The organism is Pantoea pleuroti, from assembly GCF_014156615.1.
Lineage (GTDB): Bacteria > Pseudomonadota > Gammaproteobacteria > Enterobacterales > Enterobacteriaceae > Pantoea > Pantoea agglomerans.
This window is the reverse complement of the sequence record NZ_SBFD01000020.1, coordinates 1,058-2,254: the sequence shown is the minus strand read 5'-3', so window position 1 is coordinate 2,254 and position 1,197 is coordinate 1,058. Positions and strand designations below refer to the sequence as shown.

The following is a 1,197-nucleotide window of genomic DNA, read 5'->3' as shown; positions in this document are numbered from 1 at the left end:
AAAACGCCTGTGGGTTGTGAGGTTAAGCGACTAAGCGTACACGGTGGATGCCCAGGCAGTCAGAGGCGATGAAGGACGTGCTAATCTGCGTAAAGCGACGGTAAGGTGATATGAACCGCTACAGCCGTCGATGTCCGAATGGGGAAACCCGGTGCACTCTGTGCATCATTGCAGCATGAATACATAGTGCTGCAAGGCGAACCGGGGGAACTGAAACATCTAAGTACCCCGAGGAAAAGAAATCAACCGAGATTCCCCCAGTAGCGGCGAGCGAACGGGGAGCAGCCCAGAGCCTGAATCAGTTTGTGTGTTAGTGGAAGCGTCTGGAAAGTCGCAGGGTACAGGGTGATACTCCCGTACACAAAAGCACACATGCTGTGAGCTCGATGAGTAAGGCGGGACACGTGGTATCCTGTCTGAATATGGGGGGACCATCCTCCAAGGCTAAATACTCCTGACTGACCGATAGTGAACCAGTACCGTGAGGGAAAGGCGAAAAGAACCCCGGCGAGGGGAGTGAAACAGAACCTGAAACCGTGTACGTACAAGCAGTGGGAGCCTTCTTTATGGGGGTGACTGCGTACCTTTTGTATAATGGGTCAGCGACTTATATTCTGTAGCAAGGTTAACCGTATAGGGGAGCCGCAGGGAAACCGAGTCTTAACTGGGCGTTAAGTTGCAGGGTATAGACCCGAAACCCGGTGATCTAGCCATGGGCAGGTTGAAGGTTGGGTAACACTAACTGGAGGACCGAACCGACTAATGTTGAAAAATTAGCGGATGACCTGTGGCTGGGGGTGAAAGGCCAATCAAACCGGGAGATAGCTGGTTCTCCCCGAAAGCTATTTAGGTAGCGCCTCGTGAACTCATCTTCGGGGGTAGAGCACTGTTTCGGCTAGGGGGCCATCCCGGCTTACCAACCCGATGCAAACTGCGAATACCGAAGAATGTTATCACGGGAGACACACGGCGGGTGCTAACGTCCGTCGTGAAGAGGGAAACAACCCAGACCGCCAGCTAAGGTCCCAAAGTCATGGTTAAGTGGGAAACGATGTGGGAAGGCACAGACAGCCAGGATGTTGGCTTAGAAGCAGCCATCATTTAAAGAAAGCGTAATAGCTCACTGGTCGAGTCGGCCTGCGCGGAAGATGTAACGGGGCTAAACCATGCACCGAAGCTGCGGCAGCGACACTATGT

Annotated in this window: 1 rRNA gene (running past one end of the window); it reads left to right on the top strand. The window is 53.2% G+C overall.

The features are described from left to right. Window positions 1-20: 20 nt before the first annotated feature. Window positions 21-1,197 (top strand): 23S ribosomal RNA (locus tag EPG66_RS22735) (its annotated part continues 1,057 nt past the right edge of the window); the annotation flags it as partial.